A 20,018-nucleotide genomic window follows, 5' to 3' on the forward strand; every position below is an offset into this window, starting at 1 on the left:
ACGCGCAAGTTCCTTAGCATGACTAATGAGCTATGCTAAAGAAACCGTGACCGAACCCACATCACCTCCTGATTCGCATCCCCTCGCCGGCGACGCCTCGCAGTTGCGCATAGGCGTCTTCCGGTTTGCGAGGCGGATGCGCACGGAGCGCTCAGTCGACTCGATGAGCGATGGTCAGTTCGCGGTTCTCGCGGGCCTTTACCTGCACGGACCGCGCACGCTCGGCCAGCTCGCGGAGCGCGAGCGGGTCTCGCCGCCGTCGATGAACCGAACGGTCAACTGTCTGCAGGATGCCGGATATGTCGAGCGGTCAGCAGATGACAGCGATGGTCGCAAGGTCGTCATCACGATCACCGATGCCGGGCGAGCCGTTGTCGACGAGACGACTCGACGCCGCGATGCATGGGTCGAGACAGTGCTTGCTGACGTCAGCGAACAAGAGCGGATGACGCTGGCTGCGGCCGCGGAGATCCTGCAGCGGCTGGCAGCGCAGTGAGCACAATGTTCCGGTCCCTCGGGATCTTCAATTACCGTGTCTGGTTCATCGGCGCTCTCGTGTCGAACGTCGGCGCCTGGATGCAGTCGACAGCCCAGAACTGGGTGGTCCTCACCGAGCTGACTCCTGGTGATGCGGGTGCCGTCGGGGTCACGATGGCCCTCCAGTTCGGGCCGCCCCTCCTGCTCGTGGGCCTGACGGGGTGGGCAACTGACCGGTTCGAGCGACGCCACATCCTGCTCGCGACGCAGGGCGTTTCACTGCTGCTTGCCACGGCGATCGGCATCCTCATCCTCACCGGCGCCATGACGCTCCCCCTCATGTATGCGTTCGCCCTGGGGCTGGGCCTGGTCGCCGCCTTCGACAATCCGGCGCGCCAGGCCTTCGTCTCGGACTTGGTGACGAAGGAGAACACCAGCAACGCTGTGGCGCTGAACTCGGCATCCTTCAACGCGGCGCGGATGATCGGACCCGCAGTGGCGGGCCTGTTCATCGTTCTGGTCGGGACCGGATGGATGTTCATCGTGAACGCGTTCACCTTCCTCGCAACGATCGGCGCCCTGCTCGCGATGCGCCGGCACGAGCTCACCCCCCGCGCTGTCACCCACGGTCGTTCCCGCCTCTCCGACGGATTTCGCTATGTCGCCACCCGACCCGACCTGATCGTGGTCTTCATCGTCGTGTTCCTGCTGGGCGCGTTCGGCATGAACTTTCCGATCTACGCCTCCACGATGGCTCTCGAGTTCGGCGCTGGAGCCGACGGATTCGGCCTGCTGAATTCCGTGCTCGCGATCGGGTCGCTCACGGGCGCCCTGCTTGCCGCCAGGCGCGACCGCGCGCGGGTTCGGGTCGTGATCGCCGGGGTCCTCGGATTCGCGGTGGCGTCAGCGATCTCGTCTGTCATGCCGACGTACGCGCTGTATGCCGTAACGCTGGTGTTCACCGGATTCACCGTCGTCACGATCCTCTCGACGGCCAACGGATACGTCCAGGCAACGACTGACGCTCACCTGCGCGGGCGCGTCCTGGCGATCTACGTCGCCATTCTGCTCGGAGGCACCCCGGTGGGGGCACCGATCGTCGGCTGGGTTGCGGACGAGCTCGGGCCTCGCGCCGCCATCCAGCTAGGAACCCTCGCGTCCCTGATCGCCGCGGCCATAGCCATCACCTGGCTCGTCTGGTCGGGGCGAGTGCACCGGGGTGGCAGGCTCCGGCTTCGACTTGACGAGACGCGCCCCCTCTCGGTCATCACACAGCCGATAGCCAAGGCTTCCGCGTCGAACTGAGGTCAGGCCGGCTCCGCAAGCCGTGACGCGAGCACGGATCCAGCGGCCTCGAGGTAGCGCTCCGGACTGGCCAACGCGGCAGCCGGATCCCCCGCAATTTCGGCGAGCGAGAGTGCCGCAGCGAATGCGTGAGTGTCGGCAGCGCCGTCGACGCGGCCCGCGACAAGCGCCGCACGTGCTCCGGTGCGTTGCGCCAGCCGCGCGACGACCTCCGGCACCTTCCCAGCCGTTGTCGCCCGATCATAAGCGCCTTCACCCGTCACCACGATCGTGTCGGGCGTAAGGAGCCTGGGCAGGCCAATGAGTTCGGCCACATAGCGGGCGCCGGACACGATCTTCGCACCCCAGACATGCATAGCGAACCCGGCTCCACCGGCGGCTCCCGCGCCCGGCACGTCCGGCGGCGTCCCCATCTTCGCAGCCCACGCCGCGAGCGCCGCATCAGCCCCGGCGATCTCGTGGACACGCAGCCCCTTCTGGGGACCGAACACGGCAGCAGCTCCCCGAGGACCGCACAGCGGAGTGTCGACGTCGGCGAGCACCATCACGCCGCCCGAGGGCAGGGAGGCGAGCCCTGACAGGTCGACGCTTGTGACATCCCTGAGGCCGCGAAGGCCCGGCGCGATCGGCTCGCCATCAGCATCAAGGATGCGTGCACCCAGGGCGCGGAGGATCCCGGCCCCGCCGTCCGTGGAGGCACTCGAACCGAGACCGACCATGATGCGGGATACGCCGGCTCGCAGCGCATCGACGATCGCCTCGCCCACCCCCGTGGTGTCAGCATCCCAGGGACGCAGACGACCCTGTAGCGCTTCGATTCCCGAGGTCGACGCCAACTCGATGACTGCGGTAGTGCCGCCCCACGAACCCTCCGGAGGCACGAGCACCCACGCGCTGTCATGGCGCTCACCGTCAGCGCCTGTCGCCCGCATCGGCCGCAGCGTGGCGCCGGGGATCGCCGCCAAGAACGCGTCGAGCGTCCCTTCGCCGCCGTCAGCCATCGGACGAACAATCACCTCATCGTCGGGCCTTGCCCGGCCCCAGCCCCGCGCCAACGCGTCAGCTGCACGCCGCGCCGATACCGACCCCTTGAAGCTGTCGGGCGCGATCACAATGCGCCGTTTCACGGTCACGCCGCGAGTCTACGGATCTTCGCGAGCGCGGTAGCTGCGCGCCGCAACCCACACCAGCGGCACCTCCCGCCGATAGCCTCGAGGCGTGACCACCGCGCGCCACACCATCCATCAGACGAGCGTCATCGCCGCGCTTCTTGACGGCGTCTACGACGGCGAGACCACCGTCGGCAGCCTCCGCCGCCGCGGTGACTTCGGAATCGGCACCTTCGAAGGCCTCGACGGCGAACTCATCCTTCTCGACGACATCTGCTACCGCATCCGAGATGACGGCACGGCTACGGTGGCAGACGACGGCGAAGGGGTGCCCTACGCCGTCGTCACGCGCTTCGAGCCTCACCTGAGCTTCGAGATCACCGGGCGGAACACGCGGGCAGAGTTCACGGCGCTCATCGACGAGAGGCTCGGCTCTGCCAACTACATGTACGCGGTGCGGGTGGACGGCGTCTACGAGCGGATGACGGTGCGTGCCGTCCACGTGCAGCAGCAGCCGTACCGCCCTCTCGTGCAGGCAACGGCAGAGCAGAAGGTGACGGAGTTCAGCGATGTCTCGGGCACCGTCGTGGGCTTTCGAACGCCGGCGTTCGAGGAAGGTCTGTCAGTTCCTGGCTACCACGCGCACGTGCTGCTCGATGAGCGCCGCAGCGGCGGACATGTGCTCGATCACGTCATACTCCGCGGCAGGGTGCAGGTGTGCGTCGGCACGGATCTGCATCTTGAGCTCCCCCGCACCCCCGAGTTCGCTCGGGCAAACCTCGACCCGGAGGACCTGCGCGAACAGGTCGACCGGGCCGAGTCCTGAGGAGGTCGGTCAGCGAACCGTCACGGATGTCGTGACCGGCGTGGGATTCGCGAACAGGTCGAGGACGGGGCAGTGCGCGTCGACGACCTGGCGCAGCCGCTCGTATTCGGCTGCGCTCGCGTCGCCGCTCACCTCGATCGAAACGCGCACCTCGGAGAAACCGGGGCGGACTGTCTCGTCCTTGCCGAACAATCGGGCCGCATCGAGATCTCCCTCGGCCGTCACCTCGATGTGATCGAGCGCGATGCCGAGCGCGTGAGCGTAGAGGCGAAAAACGACCACCTGACACGCGGCGATCGCGCCGAGCGCGTACTCGACGGGGCTGGCAGCTGAATCGTCACCGGCAAGCGCGGCAGGTTCGTCGATGACGAACTCGTGTCCGCCGGCACGGATGCGGGTCGCAACGGCTCCCTCGCCGGTGCCGCGGACGCGATAGGTGAGGTGGGCGGCCGTGCGGTCGGCGTCGATCCGCGATCCCCAGGCGGATGCTGCAGCATCCAGGCGGGACGCGCGCTCGACAGCAAGGTCTTCGGAGGTGGGGGCGAGAGTTGTCATGACGCGACGGTAGGCCCGTGAGCGCATCCAGCGAACTCAGTCCGACACGAAGGGTCACACGAGGTCACACAGCGTCACACCGCGTCAGCCGCCGTCACGCGACGCAACACTCCGTCACCCAGGTCACGCCTCGCGGGTGATCGTCACCTTCACCGACATGTCGCTCTTGAACGGTCCCGCGTACACGCCCCGCACAGGCGGCACGTCGTTGTAGTCGCGGCCGCGTCCTACGAGCACGTGACGGTCTCCGATCTCGGTGTTGTTGGTCGGGTCGAAGCCCTCCCACGATCCCGAGAACCACTCCACCCAGGCGTGCGACTCTCCCTCGACGGGCACCCCGACCTCGGCGTTGGCATTCGGGTGCAGGTATCCCGAGACGTAACGGGCGGGGATGCCGACCTCACGCAGCGCCCCCAACACGATGTGCGCGATGTCCTGGCAGACGCCCTTGCGCGCCTCCCACGCTTCAGCCCCGGTGGAGTGGACGCCCGTCACGCCGTGGACGTACTCGACGGCATCCCCGATAGCCATCGCTATAGCGTGGGCGGCCTGGCCCGGCTGATCGTGCTGCGCAGCAACTGCCCGGGCTATCTCCGCAACCTCCGGATGCGGCTTGGTGCGCGAGGTCTGCCCGAGCTGCTCGACGACCTCCACCGAACGCGCTGCCTCCCGGCGCAGCTGATCCCAGGTCATGTCTGCGTGCTCGAGTGGACGCGGGCGCACCTCCACGAGGGAGCGAGCGGTGAGGGTCAGCGAGGCGTGAGGCGACAGGATGTCGAACGAGGTCACGCGCGTACCGAAGTAATCCACGTACTGATTGACCGACGTCGACGGTTCGATATCGAGCGATGCGCTCAGCACGAACTGGCTGTCGGTGGAACCCGGCAGCATCCGCGCCTCGTTGTAGGAAGCCGAGACATCCCCCTGGTAGGCGAAGGCCGTCTGATGTTCGATGCGCAGGCGCTTCATGAGATCTCTCCGATCCAGCTCGGCTCAGCCTGCGTCGGGAAGAAGCGCTGGCGGATCGCCTCCGACGCCTCGCGGGTGACGACCTGCACGCGCTCCATCTCCTCGGGAAGATCGCTGAGGATGTCGGCGACGGGCTTGTACTCGAGTTCGTTGCGGATCCGGCCGAGGGTCCGCAGCACGCTGTTGGAGTGCCCGACGCGGTCGGCACGCGGATCGATGGCCGACATGCACCCCTCCGCCTGCTGGATCGAGTAGATGATCGAGCGCGGGAACAGGCGATCCAAGAGCAGGAACTCGGCGGCATTGCGCGCGCTCGGGATGCCGCGGTAGGTGCGCAGGTATGCCTCGTAGGCGCCGCACGAGCGCAGAATCGTCGTCCAGGACGGACCGGATGCCTCGGTCAGCGACCGCGTGGCAAGGAGCCGAGCGGTCATGTCGGCCCGCTCGATGCTGCGCCCGAGTGTGAAGAACTGCCACGACTCATCCCGGCTCGTCGACGAGTCCACGACTCCGACCGCGAGCGCGGCGCGCTCGCGAGCCCACTGGAAGAAGTCGTGCACCTTGTCGGTCTGCAGGCGTCGCGGCATCCGGGAATTGGTGGTGTTGAGGCACTCCCAGAGTTCGGTTGAGACGATCTCACGTGCCCGACGAGCGTTCTCACGGGCCGATGCCACCGAGTAGGCGATGCTCGACGGGTTCATGCGGTCGACAGCGAGCCGCTGCAGGACGTCGTTACGCCCGACGACCTCGAGGCCGTCCGGCGGAACGGAGCCCATGACGCTCAGGAGCGACCGGCACGCGGTGTCTTCGTCGATCCAGGGATCCTCCAGCAGGAGCTGGAGGTGCACGTCGAGGATGCGGGCAGTGCCGTCCGAGCGCTCGATGTAGCGTCCGATCCAGAAGAGGCTCTCGGCGATGCGGCTCAGCATGGCGCACCATCCTGGGCCTGCTGCTGCTGTTGCTCTTGCTGCTCGGTGTGCGTGCGGGGACGATCCTGTGGCGAGTGCGTCGGCTCGGTCTGCTCGGGATAGATGATCGGGATCGCCTCGGTGACGGACGCCTGATCGGCGACGAGCCCGGCTAGACCGTGACCCTGCCCGTACTCGACGTGCGGCGGAGCATCGCCGCCGACGATCCACGTGTCCTTCGATCCACCGCCCTGGCTCGAGTTGACGACGAGCTGCCCCTCCGGCAGCGCCACGCGGGTGAGACCACCCGGGAGCACCCACACCTCGTCGCCGTTGTTGACGGCGAACGGACGCAGGTCTGCGTGCCGCGGCCGCACCCCGTCCTCCACGAGAGTCGGGATGGTCGAGAGCATGACAACCGGCTGCGCGATCCAGCCGCGCGGGTCGGCAAGCAGGCGCTTCCGGAGCTTCTCGAGTTCGGCCGGCGAGGCATCCGGGCCGACGACCAGACCCTTACCGCCCGAGCCATCGACCGGCTTCACGACGAGCTCGTCGAGGCGATCGAGAACCTCCTCGAGAGCGTTCGGATCCTCGAGGCGCCACGTGTCCACGTTCTTGAGGATCGGCTCTTCGGCGAGGTAGTACCGGATCAGGTCGGGCACGTAGGTGTAGAGCAGTTTGTCGTCGGCGACGCCGTTGCCCACGGCGTTGGCGATCGTGACGTTGCCCAGGCGCGCCGCCAGCAGCAGGCCGGGAGCTCCGAGCATGGAGTCGGCGCGAAACTGCAGCGGATCGAGGAAGTCGTCGTCGACCCGACGGTAGATCACGTCGACGCGCTGCGGTCCACGGGTCGTGCGCATGAAGACCTTGCCGCCGATGCATACGAGATCCCGGCCTTCGACGAGCTCGACGCCCATGAGCCGGGCAAGCAGGGTGTGCTCGAAGTACGCCGAGTTGTAGACACCGGGGGTGAGGACGACGACGTTCGGGTCCTCGATGCCCGGGGGCGCCGAGGCACGAAGCGCGCCCAGCAGCTTGTTCGGATAGTCACCGACCGGGCGCACCCGCATCGACACGAACAGCTCGGGCAGCGTCTGGGCCATCACCCGCCGGTTCGAGATGACGTAGCTCACGCCGGATGGCACACGAACGTTGTCTTCGAGCACGCGCATCTCGCCGTGCTCATCACGGATGAGGTCGATCCCCGAGACCTGGATGCGCACTCCGTTGGCACTGTGAATCCCGGCAGCCTGCCGGTAGTAGTACTGCGAGGACGCGATGAGCGCGGCTGGCAGCACTCCGTCACGCACGCAGTGCTGCCGACCGTACGCGTCATCGAGGAACGCTTCGAGGGCCCGGACGCGCTGCGAGACTCCAGCCTCCACACGCGACCACTCGTCGTAGGGGATGACACGGGGCACAGCATCCAGCGGGAAGGGGCGTTCCTCACCCGCGAAATCGAACGTGACGCCTTGCGCGAGGTACGAACTCGCAAGCGAATCGGTGCGGCCGCGCAGCTCCTCTTGGGTCATCTGCGCGAGCGCCTGGTAGAGCTCGCGGTACGCCCGCCGCGACTCGGCCGACCCATCCTTTGCCGGCGCTGACGCGAACATCTCATCGAAGGGCGGGACGCCCGACGATGTCTTCCGCGTCGATGCGGTGGAGCCGTATCCGTCGAACAGGTCACCCATGGGTCGAGCCTAGTCGCGGCCGTGTTGCACGGGTGTTTCCTTCTTTCGGATTCCTTACGGACGGGCCGCACCCCCTCCGAACGCGGTTAGCCTCGGGAACGTGGGTGACACCCGACGCAGGCAAGACACCGCCGTCGCCGCTCTCGCAGGAGCCGCCGCGGCGATCCTCGGTGCGGGCCTGGGAGAACTCTCGGCGGTCTTGTTCGCTCCGGCATCCAGCCCGTTCGCCGTCATCGGCGGGGCGATCATCGATGCCGCGCCGCCGTGGGGCAAGGACCTCGCGATCGCCCTGTTCGGGACGAACGACAAGATCGCTCTGCTGACGGGCATCGGAATCGTCCTCGTGCTGCTGGCGGGAGTGGCCGGCATCCTGCAGCTGCGCAAGCCCCCGTGGGGCCTGGTCATTCTCGGCGCGTTCGGTGTCGTGGGCGCTGTCGTCGCCCTCACTCGCAGCGATGCCAGCGGGATCGCTTGGCTTCCCTCGGTCATCGCAGGCGTCGTTTCGGTCCTTGCGCTGCACTACCTCATCCGGGTACTGCGGCGCAGTGCGGCGCGCGATGACGAGGCCACCGACACGGATGCCGACACTCGACCGAGCCGCCGCCAGGCACTCGTGTGGATGGGCGGCGCAACCGCGGTCGGCGTTATTGCGGCAGTCGCCGGAAACATCGCACGCGGCGGGGCGCGAGCGGTGACGACCGTGCGCGACGCGTTGAAGCTGCCTGCGCCCGCGACGACCGCCCCGCCAATACCCGCGGGCGCCGAGCTCGACATCCAGGGGATCACGCCCCTCATCACGCCGAACGCCGACTTCTACCGCATCGACACTGCCCTGGTGGTTCCGCAGGTCGATCCTGCGACGTGGAGTCTTCGCATCCACGGCATGGTCGAGGAAGAGGTCGAACTCACCTGGGACGAACTGCTCGCGCTGCCGCTGGATGAGAGCACGACGACACTCACGTGCGTCTCGAACAACGTCGGCGGTGACCTCGTCGGCAACGCGGTATGGCTGGGTTACCCCATCCGCGAGCTGCTCGCCCGGGCTCGCCCGACGGCGGATGCCGACATGGTGCTGTCGACGTCGGTCGATGGGTTCACCGCGGGGACGCCACTGGAGGCGCTCACTGACGATCGCAATGCGATTCTCGCCATCGGCATGAACGGCGAGCCCCTTCCGCCCGAGCACGGCTTTCCGGTGCGGATGGTCGTACCCGGGCTCTACGGATACGTATCGGCCACCAAGTGGGTCGTCGATCTCGAGGTCACGCGGTTCGATCAGGCCGAGGGTTACTGGACTCCGCGCGGCTGGTCGGAACTCGGGCCTATCAAGCTGCAGTCCCGCATCGACGTGCCTCGCTCGGGCGTCACGGTGCCAGCCGGTGAGACGGTCATCGCGGGGGTGGCGTGGCAGCAGCATGTCGGGGTCGCCGGCGTCGAGGTGAAGATCGATGACGGCCCGTGGCAGCAGGCCGAGCTTGCGACCGCGATCTCGGACGACACCTGGGTGCAGTGGAGCATCCCGTGGAACGCGACCGATGCCGGCCAGCACACCATACGGTGCCGCGCCACGAACGTCAACGGCGAAACGCAGACATCCGATCAGGCCCCGCCGGCTCCGAACGGTGCGACCGGTTGGCACACCATCATCGCCAACGTCGCCTGAGCCGCCGCTTCCCGCCTCCACCCCATCTTCTGCCGAACCCACACCTTCCGCGCCGAACCCACACCTTCCGCGCGCCAGAACGTGTGGGTTTGGGCAGGATGCTGTGGGTTCGCGCCTCGGGACAGGCCGGGCGCTGGGGTCACGCAGCGAGGACGAGTTTGAGTTGCTCGACGGCCCAGTCGATCTCGGTGGCACGGATGACGAGGGGCGGTGCGATCCGGATGGTCTGGCCGTGCGTGTCCTTGACGAGCACGCCGCGGGAGAGGAGCCGTTCGGCGACCTCGCGTCCGGTACCGACCTTCGGATCGATGTCGATGCCCGCCCAGAGCCCCGCGACGCGGATCGCGGTCACCCCGTGCCCGACGAGGTCCGAAAGGCGCGACTCGAGGTGCTCCCCGAGTGCGCGAGCTCGCTCCTGGAACTCTCCGGTCGAGAGCATCTCGACGACGCGCTCACCGATCGCGGCGGCCAGCGGGTTTCCGCCGAAGGTCGACCCGTGTTCACCGGGGCGAATGACGCCGAGAACGTCAGCGTTCGCCACGACCGCCGACAGGGGCAGAATGCCGCCACCGAGCGCCTTGCCGAGGAGGTACATGTCGGGCACGACCTGTTCGCGATCGCACGCGAAGGTCTCGCCCACCCGGCCGAGACCTGACTGGATCTCGTCGGCGATAAGCAGAACGTTGTGGCGGTCGCAGATCTCGCTCACCGATCGCAGGTAGCCATCCGGCGGAACAATGACGCCGGCCTCACCCTGGATCGGCTCAAGAAGGACTGCGGCGGTGTTCTCGTCGATCGCCGCCTCGATGGCTGCGGCATCCCCGAACGGAACCTGCGCGAAGCCGCCACTGTACGGCCCGAAAGCATCCCGCGCCGAGGGGTCGTCGGAGAACCCGACGATCGTGATGGTGCGGCCGTGGAAGTTCCCGCCCGCGACGATCACGCGTGCTGCGTCCGCGGGGATGCCCTTGACCCGATACCCCAGGCGCGCGCGACCTTGATGCCGGTCTCGACGGCCTCGGCGCCGGTGTTCATCGGCAGCACAATGTCTTTGCCGGCGAGCTTCGCGAGCGCAGCAGCGAAGGTTCCGAGCTTGTCGTTGTGGTACGCCCGGCTCGTGAGGGTCAACCGTTCCAACTGCTCCCGGGCAACGGCGAGCAGAGCCGGGTGCCCGTGCCCGAAGTTCAACGCCGAGTACGCCGACAGCAGGTCCAGGTAGCGCTTGCCCTCGACATCCGTCACCCACACTCCCTCGCCGCGGGAGATCACGACCGGCAGGGGGTGGTAGTTGTGGGCGAGGTGCTCGTCTTCTGCCCGGATGATCTCGAGCGTGGTCGCGTCGACGGAGATCTGGTCGGCGCTCATGACTCGTCCCGCTTCGCCCGCAGCTCGAGGGTGCAGCACTTGATCCCGCCGCCGCCGAGCAGCAGCTCGGACAGGTCGATGAGCACCGGGTTATAGCCGCGCTCTCGCAACTGCGCCTCGAAACCGGTAGCCCGCGGCGAGATGAACACGTTGTAGCCGTCGCTTGCGGAGTTCAGGCCGAACACGGCGCCGTCGGCATCCGAGACGCGTATGGCGTCGGGGAAGCGCTCGGCGAGGATCCGCTGGCTGGCCTGGTCGAAGGCGCCCGGAAGGTAGGCGATGTTCGCGGCATCCGGCCCGCCCTGGGCAGCGCCGACGACGGGATCAAGCACCGAGATCGCCGTGTCGAGGTGGTAGAAGCGCGGGTCGGTGAGGGTCAGCGAGATGACCTCCCTGCCGAAAACCTCACCGACCTCGCGGTGGCTGTCGCCGGTCGAGCGGAAGCCGGTGCCGGCCAAGATCACATCGCCCGCGAGCAGGAAGTCACCCTCGCCCTCGTTGACTTCCTCGGGGATGACCGTGTCGAACCCTGCGGCACGGAACCAGTCGATGAAGTGGCGCTCTTCGCCGGCGCGCTCGGCGAAGCGGAACTTCGGCGCGTACGCGATGCCATCGATGATGAAGCCGCCGTTGGCCGTGTAGACCATGTCGGGCAGCCCCTCGGCGGGGTCGATCAGCTCGACCTCGTGGCCGAGCTGCAGGTAGGTGTCGTAGAGCACCTGCCACTGCGCGACAGCCTTGGCGGTGTCGGTGGGCTTCGCGGGCTCCATCCACGGGTTGATCGTGTAGCTGACCGTGAAGTGCTCGGGACGGCACATCAGGTAGCGGCGGTGCTGAGCCGTGCGAGTCGTTGCTGCATTGTGTGCGGGCGTCGTAGTCGTCACGTCGTTCTCCAAGAGAGTGCGGCTGGCGGACGCTGTCCAGAGGCCCGACGGAGCAGAAAGATGCCGGCGACACGGGCACGCCGGGCTCTATTCTCGCACGATCGTCGCGATCGGCCGAGAACCTCGGCGGGTCACTCGACCGTGACGACAACCTTGCCCACAGCGTGTCCCGCGTCCACGTGCGCGAGCGCGTCGCGTGCCGCGTCCAACGAGTACGTCCGTTCGATCACGGGACGGATGCTGCCACGATCAGTCAGCTCCAGCAGCTGCGCCAGGATCTCAGGTCTCGCGGTGGCGGCGAGGGAACGGATGCGGCGGCGGCGCCGCGACAGGAAGGCAGCTTTCAGCATCCGCCCCATGGGTCCGAGGATCTTCCCCCCAGCGCCCGAGACGAGCACGACGGTCCCGCCCTCCCGGAGCAGACCGCGCAACGTGGCGAGCGGAGCGGTGCCGGCGATGTCGATGACCGCGTCGAAGCTCGCCGGGGGGAGCTCGGGCGCGCCGGGCTGCACCTGTCGGTAGTCGAACGTGTGGGCCGCGCCGAGGCCGGTCACGAGGCCGAGCGCTCGCTCGCCGGCGAGAGCCCACACCTCGGCGCCGCGCTCGGCGGCAAGCTGCACGGTGTACGTGCCGACGCCTCCCGACGCCCCGATCACCAGGACGCGGCTTCCTGAGTGGACGCCGGCGGCATCCAGCGCCTGCCAGGCCGTACCGCCCGAAACCGGGAGCGCGGCCGCGACCGCCGGCGAGATCCGGGCGGGGCGGCTGACCGCGCGGGCGGCGGGTATGATCGCATACTCGGCGAGGCCCCCACCCACACCGATCTCGGCCACCACCTCGTCACCGATCCGAAAGCCCGTCACGGCCGCTCCCATCGCGACCACCGTGCCTGCGACATCTATCCCTCGCGTGGCAGTCCGCGGGCGACGGATGCCGAAAGCGAGCCGCACGAGTGCGGGGTCGCCACGCATCAGTCGTGCGTCGCCGGCATGGATGCCGCACGCGCGCACCCGCAGGAGGAGGTCCGCGGGACCGGGCGTCGGCACCGGGACCCGGACAGGTTCAACGGTCTCCGGACCGCCGTAGCGCTGCTGGGCCCAGGCCCGCATCGTCTCGTTCGGCACGTGGGGTGCCGCCGATTCGGCCATGGGAGGGTTCGTCGTCATGCTGACACTCCGTCCGGGGCATCCGTCGGGTACTCGAAGAGATCGTCGATCGTCATGCCAAACAGCCGCGAGAGCTGAAAGGCGAGTTCGAGCGACGGGGAGTACTTGCCCTGCTCGATCGCGATGAGCGTCTGGCGGGTGACTCCGATGTGGCGGGCCACCTCGGCCTGAGTCATCCCGGCAGCTTCCCGCGTCGCGCGAATCGTGTTGGTGATTCTTGTCGGCTTGACCATTACGGCATCCCTCGGCGGTAAACGACGATGCGGGCGATGCCGCCGATGAACGCGGACAGGAAAAAGCCGAAGAAGACCGCGTTGCCGATCCAGAACCACTCGGCCTGCACCATCGCCAGGATGAGCGCTGCCAGCCCACCGATGACCAGAAAGGCCTGTCCGACGCGGTCGCCGAGGTGCTCGATCTCCCGGTCACGCTGGTCGGCGCGGTGCTCCTCGTCGGGGTCGTGCATGCCCGCGCCGATACCCCACAGGATGCTGATCAGGATCGAAACCACGATGGCACCGGCGATCGTCCAGACCATCGGCCACTGCCAGGCGATCTCTCCTATGGGGGTGGTCCCTAGCTGGGGCAGCACCAGCACCAGGTACACAGCGGTTCCCGCAGCACTTGCAATCAGTTGCGACCAGGTATTTCTCTCGACGTATCCCATGTCGACTCCTCGAGCTTGAATGTATAGAATGTTTGACATCTCCGAGCGTAGAGTCGCGAGGCATCCGTGTCAAGTGTTCTTTACATATCGCTGGCGCTCACGTGTCAGGCTAAGCCGAGGCGCGAGAGGTAGTCGTTGGTGAACCTGCCGCGGGGGTCCATCCGCGCACGCAGCGCCGCGAACTCGTCCCACCGCGGGTACCGACTGCGGATGCGGTCAGCATCCATCGTGAAGACCTTGCCCCAGTGTGGCCGCGCCGACTCGGGTAGAGCGTCTTCGATTCGGGGTAGGAGCCCTTCGACCCCCGCTACGTCAGGTCGCCACGTGAAGTGAAGACCGACGGTCTCCCGCCCGAACGCGGGACTCAGCCACAGGTCGTCAGCCGCCATCTCGCGCACTTCGCAGACATAGAGCAGCGGGGCGATCGCCGGCGCGAGTGCCCGCAGCGCCTCGATCGCGGCGAGAACATCGCGCCGGTCGATGAGGTATTCGCTCTGCAGTTCCGCGCCAGCCGATGGCGTGAACTCGAGCCGGAAGTGCGGCAGCCGGGAGTGCCACGGACCGGGCACTCCGCCCTGCACCGTGCAGGGCTCGGGCCCCACGCCGGGCACAGGATGCCGCGGCCCGTCCGCCTCGCGTCCACCCGCTGCGAGCACGGCGTCGGCATTAGCTCGCCCCGGACGCGCCTTGACCCAGACCTGGTCGATCGTGTCGGCATCCTGCCACGTCGTGAACAGGCTGACGCTGTCTCCCGCGCCCGTGACCGCATCGAACCGGGCGAGAACGTCGTCCCACCGGGCGCCGTCGTAGACGGTCTGCGCGATCTCGTATGCCGGTTCGAGCTGGAGTGTCAGATGCGTGACGATACCGAGCGCTCCGAGTGCCACGACCGCTCCGTCGAACTGCGGATCACCGCGCCGCAGGGTCAGCGCCTCGCCGTCGGCGGTTACCATCTCGACGCCGAGCACCTGGGTGGCAAGCGACCCGATCCGATCTCCCGAACCGTGCGTCCCGGTCTGCACGGCGCCGGCGACCGAGATATGCGGCAGCGAGGCGAGGTTGGCAAGCGCGAACCCGGCGGCATCGAGGGCCGGCACCAGGTCGCCGTGCCGAAGCCCCGCCGATACCCGGGCTGTCCCGGCATCCGTATCGATCTCGATCTCGCGTGGCATCCTCGCGAGCGACACGAGCGTGCCATCGGTGTCGGCAATCGGACTGAACGAGTGGCGGCTACCGAGCGGCCGAACCCGCGGGGTCCGGGCAACGATGTCGGAGAGCTCGCGGAGGCTCGCGGGCTCCCGCACCGCCGCCGCCCGATACGTGAGATTCCCCGCCCAGTTCTTTTCGGCCATGCCCCCATTCCAGCACGCGCATGCCACGCAGCGCGGTGTTAGCGTGTCACTGGCGAGAGGAGGCCGACAGATGCGTAACGCGACCGCTGCGCTGCTCGCGCTCATCCTCTCAACGCTCGGCCTGCTGACGCTCGCCGATGCGAACACCGTGACGCTCGCGGTTGTCGTCGTCACCACCATCGCGCTCGCGGTCCTCGCCCTCCACGCGATCGCCCGCCCGAGCTCGGCCCGGCAACGGCTTACCCGAGCCGGCGGAGAGATCGATCCCTCCGCGCTCGTGGAGCAGAGCGACCCGGATGCCGAGGGCCACGCCCGCCCGAGGGCCCCGGGGCTCGCGGCCTAGGCCGCACCCGTTCGTTCGCCTTTTCCGGAGTTTACGCACGCCCCCTTATGGCGTGCACCCGGACGTTCGATGACCCTGCGGCCAGACGCACCCGCATCCGTCATCGACTTACCGGGAGTCCGCCGTGGACCTGTTCGCCTTTCCTCCGTTCGCCTTTCTTCTCGACACCACCTACCGAACCCTGATGGGCCTGTCTGACCTACTCACCCCTCTCGCGGGCACCGCCGCCGCAGCCCTCGCGATCGTCATCATCACCCTCTTCGTCCGCGCCGCGCTCATTCCCGCCGGCATAGCCCAGGCCCGCTCCGAGCAGGTGCGCATGCGAATCGCTCCCCGACTGCGCGAGATACAGAAGCGGTTCCGAAAGAACCCCGAACGGATGCAGCGGGAGATGATGCAGCTCTACCGCGATGAGAACACCTCACCGCTTGCCGGCATCCTGCCCGCCCTGATCCAGGCTCCGATCGTCGGTCTGATCTACGCCGTGTTTTTGCGCACGACCGTCGCCGATCACCCGAACGACCTGCTGACCGAACACGTCCTCGGGGTACCTCTCGGTACGAGCCTCGTGGGGTCCGCCGGCGTCTTCTCGGTCGAGACGGCTGTCGTGTTCGGCACCCTCATGGTGCTGATGGCAGCAGTCGCCGAGGTCACGCGGCGCATTTTCCGCCCGGCGGTTCCCGCAGAGCCGGATGCCTCGCCCTTGGCATCCGGCGGCGTGCAGCGTGCGCTCGGGTTCTTGCCGTACCTGTCCGTCGTGTTCGCGGCGTTCGTGCCACTGGCCGCCGCGCTCTATCTCGCCGTGACAGTCACTTGGACGCTCGGCCAGCGCTGGGTTCTGCGGCGTCGCTACCCGCTCGAGTGATGTCGCGTTCGCAACGGCGCCGCGTTACGCAGAATCTGCGCCGTTGCGACCACCATCGCCCCTCAGATGACGTCCGCCGACCACGCGTCGGGGTTGCCGAAGCGGTGGGCGGTAATGGTGATCGACTGCTCGTGCAGGAACGGGAGCAGCTCGATGCGGCCCGCCGTTGTCACCTCGTTGTCATAGATCGCGACATCCGGGTCTCCGCCGACGGCCTCGGCGAGCGCGGAATGCAATGCCGCGACGGCGACGGCGCCGCCGACCAAGCGCACCCGGGGCGGGCGGGTCGGCCTGGGCTCGCCGGCGACGGCATCCGCGACATCCTGCTCGGGACGAGCGACGCGGTCGAGCCACTCGTCCTCGGTCTCGACGAAGATGTTCACGTCCTGGTCGCTGAGCGCTCGACGCACCGCCGCGGGCAGGCCGACAGGAGCACTGACGGTGGTCGCCGACCCGGTGCGGATGCCGGCAAGGATGACGCGCAGCAGCGCCTGCCACGTCGCATCCCCCGTCGCCCGGATCGCGACCTCGACGGGCCGGTAGCGGAAGAGGTTGCGCTCCACGCCCAGCCGCGAGACATCCGTCACCCGCCCGAACTCCTCGTTCCAGGCGACCGCGTCCGAGAGCGCGGCGCGGCGAAGCCACTCGAACGCGGGGTAATCGAGTGATGCCTGGGCAGCCTCGATCACCGTCGTGATGCGCGAATCGAGACCACGCAAGTGCAGCGTGGACGAGGGGGCACCGGCATCCGTCCCCCGCCACTTCCCGAGGCCGATGAGGTAATTCGGTCCGCCGGCCTTCGTGCCGGGACCGACCGACGAGCGCTTCCAGCCACCGAACGGCTGCCGCTGCACGATCGCGCCCGTGATCCCGCGGTTCACATAGAGGTTGCCCGCCTCGACGCGGTCGAGCCACATCGCGAGGTCGTCGGGGTTCTGGGTATACAGACCCGCCGTGAGTCCGTACGCGACGGCGTTCTGGAGTTCGATCGCGTGCCCGAGGGAGTTCGCGTGCATGATCCCGAGCACGGGCCCGAAAAACTCCTCCAGGTGCACGCGCGACCCGGGCTGCACCCCGACACGGATGCCGGGACGGAAGAACCGGCCGGCATACTCAGGCCCGACATCCAGCGGCTCGGGCCTGACGAGCCACTGCTCGCCCTCGTCGAGGGTGGTCAGAGCCCACTGCAGCTTTCCGCGTGGCGGTTCGATGACCGGCCCCATCTCGGAGCGCGGATCGGTCGGCGGTCCTACCCGCAGCGACGTCGCGGCATCCACGAGCTGACGCGCGAAGCGCTCCGAGCGCCCGACGGGGCCGACGAGGATCGCGAGCGACGCCGCGGAGCACTTCTGACCCGCGTGTCCGAAGGCGCTCTTGATGAGATCGGATGCCGCGATGTCCAGATCCGCAGACGGCATGATCACCATCGCGTTCTTGCCGCTCGTTTCAGCGAGCAGCGGCAGGTCGGGGCGCCAGGAGCGGAAGAGAGATGCCGTCTCGAAGGAGCCGGTCAGGATGACGCGATCGACATCCGGGTGCGAGACCAGCTGCTGCCCGAGGCCGCCCTCGTCGATGTCGACCAGGGCGAGGACGTCACGCGGAACGCCTGCCGACCACAGCGCCTCGGCTACTACTGCCGCACAGCGCCTCGCCTGCGGCGCCGGCTTGAAGATCACTCCGGAGCCCGCGGCGAGCGCAGCAAGCGCTCCGCCCGCGGGAATCGCGATCGGGAAGTTCCACGGCGGGGTGACGACGGTCACCCGCGCGGGCACGAAGACCGCACCGCTCACCCGATCGAGTTCCCTCGCCGTCGCGGCGTAGTAGTTGGCGAAGTCGACAGCCTCGCTCACCTCGACATCAGCCTCGGCGAACACCTTGCCCGTCTCGGATCCGGCGACCTCGATCAGCTCACCGCGCCGGACCTCCAGCGCCCGGGCCGCCGCCTGCAGCACCGCCGACCGGTCTGCTGCCGGCATCGCGCCCCACCGAGGCGCCGCGTCGCGAACACCCGCAATGATCTCTTCGAGCCGCTCGGCATCCGTGACCCGGGATGCCTCGATCGTGTCATCCCCCGCCGTCGAGACCGCCATGCGCTCGAGAACCTGCCTGGCCCACTCGCGGTTCGCCGGGAGTGCCGGGTCGGTGTCACGCGCGTTTCGGAACCCCGGCGCGCCGGCTGCGACTCCGTCAGACTCGGTCGCGGAATAGATCGCCGTCTCGACGTACTCAACGCCACCGAAGCGGGCGATGCCATCGTCAGATGCCGCGGAGCTGGCGATCCCGAGCACGGCCTGGGTCAAACCCCCGACCTGGGGCGGCGGGGAGTCGCGAAGAATACGCGGTTCGGCGGCCCCGTCTGCGGCTTGCTCGTCCGCGCGGTTCTGGCGGCGGTTGGGTCCGGTCGGAAGCCCGGGATCGGCGGCGCGCTCGAGGGATGCGACGAAACGATCCCGCTCCCGCTCGAACAGCGCAGGATCGTCGGCGAGGTCGAACGCTGCCGACAAGAAGTTCTCACTCGACGCGTTCTCTTCGAGCCGGCGCACGAGATAGCTAATCGCGACATCGAACTCCTGCGGGTGCACGACCGGCACGTACAGGAGCACGTGTCCGACCTCGCGGGAGATCGCCGCGACCTGGCCCTGCGCCATGCCGAGGAGCATCTCGATCTCGATGTCCTCGCGTACTCCGCGCTCGCCCGCGAGCAGCCACGCGTAGGCGATGTCGAACAGGTTGTGCCCTGCGACGCCGAGCCTCACGGCATCCGTGTTCTTCGGCTGCAGCGCCTCGTCGAGGCAGCACAGATAGTTCGCGTCGGCGTCGACCTTGCGGTCGTAGGTTGCCAGCGACCAGTCATGCATGATCGCATCGACGCGCTCCATCGCGAGGTTCGCGCCCTTGACGAGCCGGATCTTGATGCGAGCACCACCATCAGCCACCCGCTGGCGCGCCCACGCGGTCAGCTCTCGCAGTGCCGGCAGGGCATCGGGCAGATAGGCCTGCAGCACGATCCCCGCCTCGAGATCGCGGAGCCGCTCATCTTCGAGGATCCGAGTGAACACCGCGATCGTGAGGTCGAGGTCGCGGTACTCCTCCATGTCGAGGTTGATGAAGGTGCGGCCGCCGTTCTCGGGCAGTCCCGCCGCCGCGGTGAGGTACAGCGGCGTAAGACGCTCGACGACGGCATCCACGATCTCATCGAAGGCCCACATCGAGATGTGACTCGCGATCGCCGAGACCTTCACCGAGACGTAGTCGACGTCGGGCCGACGGATGAGGTCGTGGATGCCCTCGAGTCGGCGCAGCGCCTCGCGCTCACCGAGCACTGCCTCGCCCAGCAGGTTGAGGTTCAGCTTGGCGCCGCCCTCGCGGAGCGCTGCTATTGCGGGGCCGAGCTTGTCGGGCCGTGCGTCGACGACGAGGTGCGAGACCATCTCGCGCAGGGCGCGGCGGGCTATCGGCACGACGGGGGAAGGGAGCACGGGCGCCACTGCCCCACCGACCTTGACGGCGCCGCGCAGGTACCACGGCAGGAACTCCGGCGCGAGCGGGGCGATCCGCGACAGCGTGGATGCCGCCGCCGTCAGACTCTCAGGGCGCATGACGCCGTCGACAAACCCAATCGTGAAGGGCAGACCGTTCGGATCCTTGAGGACTCCGGCGAGGCGCTGCGCCGAGGCATCCGCGGGGAACTCGGCGGCTTCGGCGACCCAGCGTGCGGCGAGGTCGATCGCGCGCGGCGCCAGGTCGCCCGACGGCGCGGATGGCGCCGTGTCGGGGGTCTCCTGCATGCGATCAGCCTACGTCCGGCCGGCCCGCGGAAGAGATTGCGCGGGGCGGTCTTCTCGGGACGTGGCTAACTCCTCACATCCGCGG

The 20,018-nt window shown here is 68.1% G+C and carries 17 protein-coding genes and 1 pseudogene; 6 read left to right on the forward strand and 12 right to left on the reverse strand.

The annotated features are described in order from the left end of the window. Positions 1 to 46 precede the first annotated feature (46 nt). Positions 47 to 496 (forward strand): MarR family winged helix-turn-helix transcriptional regulator, encoded by a 450-nt coding sequence (locus MICSW_RS13260; protein WP_374198022.1) that lies wholly within the window; start codon positions 47 to 49, stop codon positions 494 to 496. Between the two features lie 5 nt (positions 497 to 501). Further along, the gene (locus MICSW_RS13265; RefSeq protein WP_292800503.1) at positions 502 to 1,782 is read left to right on the forward strand and encodes an MFS transporter; all 1,281 of its coding nucleotides are present in this window, start codon (positions 502 to 504) and stop codon (positions 1,780 to 1,782) included. A gap of 2 nt (positions 1,783 to 1,784) precedes the next feature. Here MICSW_RS13265 and MICSW_RS13270 read toward each other — a convergent pair whose 3' ends face one another. Then, entirely contained in the window at positions 1,785 to 2,915 is a 1,131-nt protein-coding gene (locus tag MICSW_RS13270; RefSeq protein ID WP_464496225.1) for a glycerate kinase, read from the reverse strand. Positions 2,916 to 3,000: 85 nt separating this feature from the next. Here MICSW_RS13270 and budA point away from each other — a divergent pair, with 85 nt between their 5' ends. Beyond that, positions 3,001 to 3,717 carry an acetolactate decarboxylase gene (budA, locus tag MICSW_RS13275; RefSeq protein WP_228178392.1) on the forward strand — a complete coding sequence of 239 codons (717 nt, stop codon included), beginning with the start codon at positions 3,001 to 3,003 and terminating at the stop codon, positions 3,715 to 3,717. Positions 3,718 to 3,726: 9 nt separating this feature from the next. On the opposite strand, the gene MICSW_RS13280 is transcribed toward budA, so the two are convergent. The 4 genes from MICSW_RS13280 to MICSW_RS13295 form a co-directional block, all read right to left on the reverse strand. Further along, complete coding sequence (locus tag MICSW_RS13280; protein WP_228178391.1) at positions 3,727 to 4,272, reverse strand: OsmC family protein; 546 nt, start codon at positions 4,270 to 4,272, stop codon at positions 3,727 to 3,729. Positions 4,273 to 4,395: 123 nt separating this feature from the next. Next, entirely contained in the window at positions 4,396 to 5,241 is an 846-nt protein-coding gene (locus tag MICSW_RS13285) for a transglutaminase family protein (RefSeq protein ID WP_228178390.1), read from the reverse strand. Beyond that, on the reverse strand, positions 5,238 to 6,170 hold the full coding sequence (locus MICSW_RS13290; RefSeq protein WP_464496235.1) for an alpha-E domain-containing protein: 933 nt from the start codon (positions 6,168 to 6,170) through the stop codon (positions 5,238 to 5,240). Before MICSW_RS13290 ends, MICSW_RS13285 begins: the two co-directional genes overlap by 4 nt. Further along, positions 6,164 to 7,840, reverse strand: a complete 1,677-nt coding sequence (locus MICSW_RS13295; RefSeq protein WP_292725616.1) for a circularly permuted type 2 ATP-grasp protein — start codon at positions 7,838 to 7,840, stop codon at positions 6,164 to 6,166. The genes MICSW_RS13290 and MICSW_RS13295 overlap by 7 nt, the downstream gene beginning before the upstream one ends. Before the next feature lie 100 nt (positions 7,841 to 7,940). Between MICSW_RS13295 and MICSW_RS13300 the strand changes: the two genes are divergently transcribed. Beyond that, a complete protein-coding gene (locus tag MICSW_RS13300; protein ID WP_464496239.1) occupies positions 7,941 to 9,503 on the forward strand; it encodes a molybdopterin-dependent oxidoreductase in 1,563 nt (520 codons plus the stop codon). A 139-nt stretch (positions 9,504 to 9,642) separates the two neighbouring features. Here the strand turns inward: MICSW_RS13300 and rocD are convergent. The 6 genes and pseudogenes from rocD to MICSW_RS13330 all read right to left on the reverse strand — a co-directional run bounded on the left by rocD (position 9,643) and on the right by MICSW_RS13330 (position 14,937). After that, positions 9,643 to 10,868: pseudogene (gene rocD / locus MICSW_RS13305) on the reverse strand (ornithine--oxo-acid transaminase). Then, entirely contained in the window at positions 10,865 to 11,752 is an 888-nt protein-coding gene (ddaH, locus tag MICSW_RS13310; protein ID WP_464496244.1) for a dimethylargininase, read from the reverse strand. The pseudogene rocD and the gene ddaH overlap by 4 nt, the downstream one beginning before the upstream one ends. A 131-nt stretch (positions 11,753 to 11,883) precedes the next feature. Further along, positions 11,884 to 12,918 (reverse strand): NAD(P)-dependent alcohol dehydrogenase, encoded by a 1,035-nt coding sequence (locus MICSW_RS13315; protein ID WP_464496247.1) that lies wholly within the window; start codon positions 12,916 to 12,918, stop codon positions 11,884 to 11,886. Next, positions 12,915 to 13,151, reverse strand: a complete 237-nt coding sequence (locus MICSW_RS13320) for a helix-turn-helix transcriptional regulator (protein WP_228178384.1) — start codon at positions 13,149 to 13,151, stop codon at positions 12,915 to 12,917. The genes MICSW_RS13315 and MICSW_RS13320 overlap by 4 nt, the downstream gene beginning before the upstream one ends. Continuing rightward, positions 13,151 to 13,585 carry a hypothetical protein gene (locus tag MICSW_RS13325; protein WP_464496250.1) on the reverse strand — a complete coding sequence of 145 codons (435 nt, stop codon included), beginning with the start codon at positions 13,583 to 13,585 and terminating at the stop codon, positions 13,151 to 13,153. Before MICSW_RS13325 ends, MICSW_RS13320 begins: the two co-directional genes overlap by 1 nt. Positions 13,586 to 13,689: 104 nt before the next feature. Then, a complete protein-coding gene (locus MICSW_RS13330; RefSeq protein WP_464496253.1) occupies positions 13,690 to 14,937 on the reverse strand; it encodes an FAD-binding protein in 1,248 nt (415 codons plus the stop codon). A gap of 70 nt (positions 14,938 to 15,007) precedes the next feature. On the opposite strand from MICSW_RS13330, the gene MICSW_RS13335 reads away from it, so the two are divergent. Next, a complete protein-coding gene (locus tag MICSW_RS13335) occupies positions 15,008 to 15,280 on the forward strand; it encodes a DUF6412 domain-containing protein (protein WP_464496255.1) in 273 nt (90 codons plus the stop codon). A 124-nt stretch (positions 15,281 to 15,404) separates the two neighbouring features. Then, the gene (locus MICSW_RS13340; RefSeq protein ID WP_464496258.1) at positions 15,405 to 16,145 is read left to right on the forward strand and encodes a YidC/Oxa1 family membrane protein insertase; all 741 of its coding nucleotides are present in this window, start codon (positions 15,405 to 15,407) and stop codon (positions 16,143 to 16,145) included. 62 nt (positions 16,146 to 16,207) lie between these two features. On the opposite strand, the gene MICSW_RS13345 is transcribed toward MICSW_RS13340, so the two are convergent. Next, positions 16,208 to 19,933, reverse strand: a complete 3,726-nt coding sequence (locus tag MICSW_RS13345; protein ID WP_464496262.1) for a proline dehydrogenase family protein — start codon at positions 19,931 to 19,933, stop codon at positions 16,208 to 16,210. Positions 19,934 to 20,018: the final 85 nt, after the last annotated feature.

The sequence above is a fragment of the Microbacterium sp. SW12 genome, assembly GCF_055391095.1.

Excerpts from the sequence above, each read along its gene's own strand:
- MICSW_RS13345 (WP_464496262.1), bottom strand. The coding sequence starts at position 19,933 with ATGCAGGAGACCCCCGACACGGCGCCATCCGCGCCGTCGGGCGACCTG.
- MICSW_RS13320 (WP_228178384.1), bottom strand. The coding sequence starts at position 13,151 with ATGGTCAAGCCGACAAGAATCACCAACACGATTCGCGCGACGCGGGAA.
- MICSW_RS13290 (WP_464496235.1), bottom strand. The coding sequence starts at position 6,170 with ATGCTGAGCCGCATCGCCGAGAGCCTCTTCTGGATCGGACGCTACATC.
- MICSW_RS13330 (WP_464496253.1), bottom strand. The coding sequence starts at position 14,937 with ATGGCCGAAAAGAACTGGGCGGGGAATCTCACGTATCGGGCGGCGGCG.
- MICSW_RS13315 (WP_464496247.1), bottom strand. The coding sequence starts at position 12,918 with ATGACGACGAACCCTCCCATGGCCGAATCGGCGGCACCCCACGTGCCG.
- MICSW_RS13265 (WP_292800503.1), top strand. The coding sequence starts at position 502 with ATGTTCCGGTCCCTCGGGATCTTCAATTACCGTGTCTGGTTCATCGGC.
- MICSW_RS13285 (WP_228178390.1), bottom strand. The coding sequence starts at position 5,241 with ATGAAGCGCCTGCGCATCGAACATCAGACGGCCTTCGCCTACCAGGGG.
- MICSW_RS13325 (WP_464496250.1), bottom strand. The coding sequence starts at position 13,585 with ATGGGATACGTCGAGAGAAATACCTGGTCGCAACTGATTGCAAGTGCT.
- MICSW_RS13335 (WP_464496255.1), top strand. The coding sequence starts at position 15,008 with ATGCGTAACGCGACCGCTGCGCTGCTCGCGCTCATCCTCTCAACGCTC.
- MICSW_RS13280 (WP_228178391.1), bottom strand. The coding sequence starts at position 4,272 with ATGACAACTCTCGCCCCCACCTCCGAAGACCTTGCTGTCGAGCGCGCG.
- MICSW_RS13295 (WP_292725616.1), bottom strand. The coding sequence starts at position 7,840 with ATGGGTGACCTGTTCGACGGATACGGCTCCACCGCATCGACGCGGAAG.